Source organism: Fodinibius sp., assembly GCF_041642155.1.
Classification (GTDB): Bacteria; Bacteroidota; Rhodothermia; order Balneolales; family Balneolaceae; genus Fodinibius.
The window spans coordinates 1-6,889 of the sequence record NZ_JBEPWZ010000155.1 but is presented as its reverse complement, the minus strand read 5'-3'; the positions used below and the strand labels follow the sequence as shown (position 1 = coordinate 6,889).

At 51.8% G+C, this 6,889-nt stretch carries 6 protein-coding genes; 3 read left to right on the top strand and 3 right to left on the bottom strand.

The features are described from left to right. Positions 1-550: fatty acid desaturase (locus ACESLU_RS09695; protein ID WP_372638449.1), on the bottom strand; the 550-nt coding region annotated here is incomplete at its 3' end. A gap of 346 nt (positions 551-896) precedes the next feature. Continuing rightward, entirely contained in the window at positions 897-1,736 is an 840-nt protein-coding gene (locus ACESLU_RS09690) for a ZIP family metal transporter (protein ID WP_372638447.1), read from the bottom strand. A gap of 510 nt (positions 1,737-2,246) precedes the next feature. On the opposite strand from ACESLU_RS09690, the gene gcvP reads away from it, so the two are divergent. Then, positions 2,247-5,186 (top strand): aminomethyl-transferring glycine dehydrogenase, encoded by a 2,940-nt coding sequence (gene gcvP / locus ACESLU_RS09685; RefSeq protein ID WP_372638445.1) that lies wholly within the window; start codon positions 2,247-2,249, stop codon positions 5,184-5,186. 60 nt (positions 5,187-5,246) lie between these two features. Here the strand turns inward: gcvP and ACESLU_RS09680 are convergent, their stop codons facing one another. Then, on the bottom strand, positions 5,247-5,702 hold the full coding sequence (locus tag ACESLU_RS09680; protein WP_372638443.1) for an OsmC family protein: 456 nt from the start codon (positions 5,700-5,702) through the stop codon (positions 5,247-5,249). A 153-nt stretch (positions 5,703-5,855) separates the two neighbouring features. Between ACESLU_RS09680 and ACESLU_RS09675 the strand changes: the two genes are divergently transcribed. Together ACESLU_RS09675 and ACESLU_RS09670 are read left to right on the top strand one after the other, a co-directional pair. Beyond that, on the top strand, positions 5,856-6,401 hold the full coding sequence (locus tag ACESLU_RS09675; protein ID WP_372638441.1) for a gluconate 2-dehydrogenase subunit 3 family protein: 546 nt from the start codon (positions 5,856-5,858) through the stop codon (positions 6,399-6,401). Between the two features lie 259 nt (positions 6,402-6,660). Continuing rightward, a partial coding sequence (locus tag ACESLU_RS09670; protein ID WP_372638439.1) for an NAD(P)-binding protein occupies positions 6,661-6,889 on the top strand: 229 nt, incomplete at its 3' end.

The window sequence follows — 6,889 nt, the reverse complement described above, 5'->3', positions numbered from 1 at the left end:
TGTAATCCTTGATAAAGACCCAGAAAAGCGTGGCGAAACCGTACGCTATAAAGGCTAACAGGTGCTGAATGCGGTGGATGGGCTTGTGTTCGGCGTTGGGGGAGAGCCGGATAAACTCCGCTACTTCCAGATCCTCGTCATGTTCATAAATATTCGTATAGGTATGGTGTATAATATTATGGGTGATTTTCCATATGTATCCATTGGCCCCCATCAGGTCGAAGGTATACCCCAGGATTTGGTTCACGTATTTATTCGAGGAGTAGGCACCGTGCAGGGCGTCGTGGGATACAGAAAAACCGATCCCCGCCATGCCGATACCCATGACGAAACAGAGAAAAGCCATGCCCCAGAGTCCCACGCTATTGCTAATAATCAGGCCATAGGCCCCAAAGTACACCGTCAAAAGAATTACGGTTTTCAGGACCATCTGTCCATTGGCGTGGCGGGACAGGTTGTTTTCTTCAAAGTAGCGTGCTACTTCCCGCTTTACGTTTCGGGAGAAGTCCTTTTTGTCCCTGCTTTTGAATGATATCCTGGTTGGTGCCATATGTTATGAAAGCCCTAAGGTATAATTAACCTATCGTTATAAAATAAACCAAAAAACAGACAGGAAAGAAAATGGTTTGTGAAAGATAACGGCTAAGTATCCTATTTGATTTGTCCCTCATTGTAATGAGCGGACGCTTTCTTTGGTTGAAGTTAGCTTACAACGGTAATTAAAGGATGTGGGTTCTTTTTTTCTCTATTACCTCACAGCGGGGGGCGAAAAGGGTCAAGCCAGCAGGAAGGTCATGCTTGCGGTCCCAGAGTAGGGCGTGTGGGAGCATATATATGGGTACTTAGTTTGATTAAGACTGTCAAAAAGGACCGGGAAAGGAAATAACTATGGGGACTCACCCCAGGGCTACGTCCAGGATCATCATAATGGTGAACCCCAGCATGGTCCCGAGCGTGGCGATATCGGTATTTCCGCGGATCTGAGATTCGGGTATCAATTCTTCAACGACGACGTAAATCATGGCACCGGCCGCAAAGGCGAGGGCGTAGGGCAGTATCGGCTGTATCATTAACACGGCCGCGGCGCCAATGACCGCGGATATGGGTTCTACAATCCCTGAAAGCTGTCCGTACCAAAAGCTTTTGCCGACCGACAGTCCCTCCCGGCGCAGCGGCATGGAGACGGCCGTACCCTCCGGGAAGTTCTGGATGCCTATGCCGATGGCCAGCGTAACGGCGCCCATCACGGTAGCACCGCCTGCAGCTTCGATGCCGGACGCTGCCGCTCCGAAAAGTACGCCGATGGCAAGTCCCTCCGGAATATTATGAAGTGTAATCGCAAGAACGAGGAGCGTGGCACGTCTCCAGCTGGTCGGCAATCCCTCCGCCTCTTCGACCGGCAAGCCGATATGGAGGTGGGGGAGGTAGGCGTCGCAGATACGCAGAAAAATACCCCCCGAAAGGAATCCGATAACGGCGGGCAGCCACTCAATGACCCCTTGAGCTGCCGCCATATCAATCGACGGCACCAGCAGCGACCAGAAACTGGCTGCAATCATTACCCCGGCGGCGAATCCCATCATGGCATCCAGCAGTTTGTAGTTTATTTCCTTTGTAAAAAAGACAAGCGCTGCTCCCATTGCCGTTAGTGTATAGGTAAACAAACCGCCGAAGAGGCTCTGGGTAATGGGACCCAGACCAAAAAAAAGATCTTTGAGCTCAGCTAAAGGTATCATTGAGTGACTGATCGATTATATATTTTTATAAAACAAAGGATAAGAAATTTTAATCTATTTCAAAATAAAAATTTAGTTAAGACTAATAATCTTGGTTATGCTTTCTCCTCGAGTTTCGGACGGGTTCTAAATTAAAGAAGCAGGTTGCCGGGATAAGTTGAATGCTTGAAATGCAGTTTTAAACACGAAGACAGAGGGATTCCATTAAAAAATGGGAAAGTTAATAATGGGAAATTGATAAGTTAAAAATTGAGAGGGAAAAGAGCTGAGGTACAGGTCCCTGTTTATCTTCATAGAGGACTCTTTGCAAAACCGTTTTTTTTTGCCCCATGTAGGCGGCATATTTTTTGGCAACCTTGTTTTATTGATGGGCGAAGACTGTTAATTTTAGCATTGAATGCTTACCTTCCTGCATTCTCAAACATGGAGCCCGAAGGACCCACTAAAGAATATTCGCACAGACCCCAAGTTGGTTATTGATTTAACTTTTTACAACAAAAATTAGCATCGATGAGCATCAATTTTGATAAAGAGCGCTTTCTGCATCGCCATATAGGAACGAACCCCGATCAAATCAGTGAAATGCTCTCTCTCATCGGGGCGTCGTCGCTGGATGAACTGATGGACCAGACCGTTCCGAAGAATATCCGCCTGACCCATGAGGTGGAATTAGATGAACCGATGAGCGAGTACCGGTTCCTGGAAGAGTTCCGTGAGCTCGCTTCGGAGAACGAGATCTTCGATTCCTACATCGGCATGGGGTATCATGAAACGCTGACGCCCAATGTTATTTTGCGCAATGTGCTTGAAAATCCGGGCTGGTATACGGCCTATACGCCTTACCAGGCGGAGATCGCCCAGGGCCGCCTGGAAGCACTGATCAATTTCCAGACGATGGTGGCGGATCTGACGGGACGTGAGCTGGCGAATGCTTCACTGCTGGATGAAGGAACGGCCGCGGCCGAGGCGATGTCGATGTTTTATGCGATGCGGCGCGGGGCCAAGCGGAAACAGGCCCATACTTTTTTTATCTCTGAACTTTGTCACCCGCAGACCATCGAAGTGATAGAGGGACGTGCCGAGCCGCTGGATATCAAGGTCATTGTCGGAAACCACAGGGAGCTTGACCTGTCGGATTCGGAGCTGTTCGGCATCCTGCTGCAGTATCCCGGGACGGACGGGTCGGTCGTGGATTACAGCGGTTTTATTGAAGCGGCACGGGAACAGGGCAACCAGGTGGCGGTTGCCGCGGATCTGCTTAGCCTCACGCTGCTGACGCCTCCCGGGGAAATGGGAGCAGACGCGGTGGTGGGGACCACCCAGCGGTTCGGCGTGCCGATGGGATTCGGGGGACCCCATGCCGGGTATTTTGCCACGCGGGAGAAATATAAGCGCAAGATACCGGGGCGCATTATCGGGGTGACAAAAGACGCGGAGGGGAACCCGGTGTACCGGATGGCCCTGCAGACGCGGGAACAGCATATCCGGCGGGAAAAGGCCACATCCAATATTTGTACGGCCCAGGTGCTCTTGGCGGTCATAGCCGGATTTTATGGTGTCTATCATGGTCCCGGGGGACTCCGTCGCATTGCCGAGCGCATCCATGGCCTGGCCACGGTCATGCACCGGGGACTACAGTCCCTTGGCTTTATCGTCGAGAACGAGCACTATTTTGATACGCTGAAAGTGCGTCTTGAAAGCAGTGCCCGGCAGGTAGAGCTGAGAAAGGCGGCGCTGTCTCAACAGGTAAACCTGCGCTATTTCGAGGACGATTCGGTCGGTATCGCCTTTGACCAGGTGAAGGATCTGGATCATGTGGACCAGCTGCTTTCCCTGTTTGCGGGACTTGACGAAGCGGAACATGAGAGCGATGGGAAGGCGGATCTGCAGGTGGACGTGCAGCAGCTTGCCGAAGGCGTTACGGTGGATTACCCGGACTCCCTGACCCGCACCTCCTCCTATATGGAGCACCCGGTCTTTAACCTGTACCATACCGAGCACGAGATGCTTCGGTACCTGAAGGAGCTCGAAAACCGGGATTTGTCCCTCGTACATTCCATGATTTCGCTGGGCTCCTGTACGATGAAGCTGAATGCCACGGCTGAAATGATTCCGCTGACCTGGCCCGAATTCGGCAAAATCCATCCCTTTGTCCCCCAGGACCAGGCCCGGGGCTATCATACCCTGTTTGAAAAGTTTGAAAAACAGCTCATGGCCATTACCGGCTTTGAGGCGGTCTCGCTGCAGCCGAACTCCGGGGCCCAGGGCGAGTTTGCCGGACTGATGACCATCCGGGCCTATCACCGGAACCGGGGGGAGGAGCACCGGAGGGTTACCATCGTGCCTGATTCGGCCCACGGAACCAATCCCGCCAGCGCGGTGATGGCCGGCATGGAGGTGGTGGTCACGGAATGTGACGAGCATGGGAATATTGACCCGGATGATCTCCGGGAAAAGGCTGAACGGCACAAGGAGGACCTGGCGGCGCTGATGGTCACCTATCCCTCCACCCACGGGGTGTTTGAGGAGGATATTAAAGAAATCTGCCAGGTGGTGCACGATTACGGGGGACTGGTATACATGGACGGGGCCAATATGAATGCTCAAGTGGGACTTACGAGTCCCGCTGAAATCGGGGCCGATATCTGTCATTTGAACCTGCACAAGACATTCTGTATTCCCCACGGCGGGGGTGGCCCCGGTATGGGCCCCATCGTCGCCACCAAAGAACTGGAACCCTTTCTGCCCGGCCATCCCGTGGTAAGCACCGGGGGCGAACAGGCCATTAACGCCATCGCTGCCGCACCCTGGGGGAGCGCGAGTATCCTCTCCATCTCGTATGCCTATATCAAACTGATGGGTAATGAAGGACTGACCCGCGCTACTGAAATAGCGATCCTGAACGCCAACTACCTTAAAGATCGCCTGCAGGATCATTACCCGGTGCTGTATACCGGGCAAAACGGCCGGGCGGCCCATGAGTTTATTGTGGACCTGCGTCCCTTTAAACAGTCGGCGGATGTGGAGTCGGTGGACGTGGCCAAGCGCCTGATGGATTACGGCTTTCATGCGCCGACGATGTCCTTTCCAGTGCCGGGGACCCTCATGATCGAGCCTACCGAGAGTGAATCGAAAGCGGAGCTGGACCGTTTTTGTGAGGCGATGATCGCCATCCGGGAAGAGATCCGGGCCATTGAAAAGGGAGAATCCGACCCGGAGGACAATCCCCTGAAGAACGCTCCCCACACTATGCGCACTGTCATGGCCTCAGCGTGGGATCATCCCTACAGCCGCGAAAAGGCCGTCTTTCCACTGGATTACCTCCGGTTTGACAAATTCTGGCCGGCCGTCAGCCGCGTCGATGATGCATACGGTGATCGCAACCTGATGTGCAGCTGCGTGCCGGTGGAGGCCTACAGCGAGGGACAGCAGCCCGCGGCGGTGGATTAATAATCGGCCGCCCGTATCTGATCATATTATCATCAGGCTTGAACTGTGGTCTCTTTTAAGTCATCTGTGCTCAATAGAACTTTCGATCGTTATATCGCTCGTCAGTGTCCGGTGAACCGGGCATTTTTTTGAGATATCCAGGATGCGCTCAACCTGTTTGTCGGTAAGATCGCCTTCCACAATCACTTCCTTTTCAATGACGTCAATCTTGCTTTTGGGGTCATCGCAGTTATTACAGTCTTCGGCGTGACGCTTATTGTGACGCAGTTCCATATACACGTCATCCACCGGCCAGCCTTTGTGACGGATGTACATCCTGATGGTCATGACTGTGCATGAGCCCAGCGACATCAGCAGGTAATCGTAGGGATCGGGTCCCTTGTCTTTTCCCCCCTCCACCGAGGTGGGCTCGTCGGAGGTCAGTTCATGTTTCCCGGCGGTGAGGGTGGTGGTAAATGTTTCCCCTTTCGGCAGATGTACGTGAACAATCTTTTGCTTGTCTGAATCTTTAGCCATAAAATAGACGGTAATGGGTTAAATAGATGATCGCGTAATCTACCCAGATATTATCACTTTTTCTTCTTTGAGCAGGTGAATGTTGACAAGAATAGATAAATGAATATATTAGTGGACGGCATTCACCGGCAGTTATCAAATAAGTAAGACGATATGGACAGAAGATCAGCATTAAAGAATATGGCCCTGCTGGGAGGGAGCGTGCTTTTGGCTCCATCCTGTACGTTCAGTGAAGAGCGGGTATCGATAGCACTGAATAATTTGAATATTTCTGGCAGACAGGAGCGACTGCTTGCCGGGATCGCGGAAACGTTTATTCCGGCGACGGATGATTCGCCGGGGGCGGAAGCCCTGAAGATCCATCACTTTGTATTGGTGATGGTTGATGATTGCCGGAGCGAAGAGGACCGGCAGCGGTTTGTGCGGGGACTGGATCAAGTGGATCGGCTGGCAGAGCATCACTATGAGGCCGGCTTTACGGAATGCACTCCCGGGGAAAAGGAGCAGCTGCTTGCTCGTACGCTTGAGGGATCGCCGGAACTGAAATCGGAAGGGGAAGGGTATGAGGATGCCCGGGAGTGCCTGTCCATGACCAAACAGTATGCGATCCGGGGCTTTTTAAACTCGGAGTATGTGATGACCGAGGAGCTCCCCTACCAGCTGGTACCGGGACATTTTGATGGCTGCGTAGCGTTATAGCAAGGTTGAAAAATTTAAAGCGGATGTTGGAATCTCGAAAATGCAGCAATGGGGTAAAACAACGGTTTTGTAAAGGTCTCTTTAAGTAAAAAAGTAAACGGGGCCTCTGCCTCAGCTACTATTCCCTCAATTCATAATTTTCTCATTTATAATTTTCTCATTTTTAATTTATAATTTTTCATTGAAAATCGTCTATTACCTGTTTTAATACCAAATTTCAGGCATGCAATATTTTATGAACCCAGTAATCTGATAACGAATGGCTAACATAAACATTGACAGCAAACAGCAACGTACCTACGACGCTATTGTCATCGGTTCCGGAATGAGCGGGGGATGGGCCGCCAAAGAACTTGCGGAACAAGGAGTCAAGACGCTGGTCCTGGAGCGCGGCCGGGCGGTGGAGCACGGCGAAGATTACCCTACTACAAACATGATGCCCTGGGAGTTTGAGCATCGCGGGGAGGTACCGCTGGAAATCCGGAAAG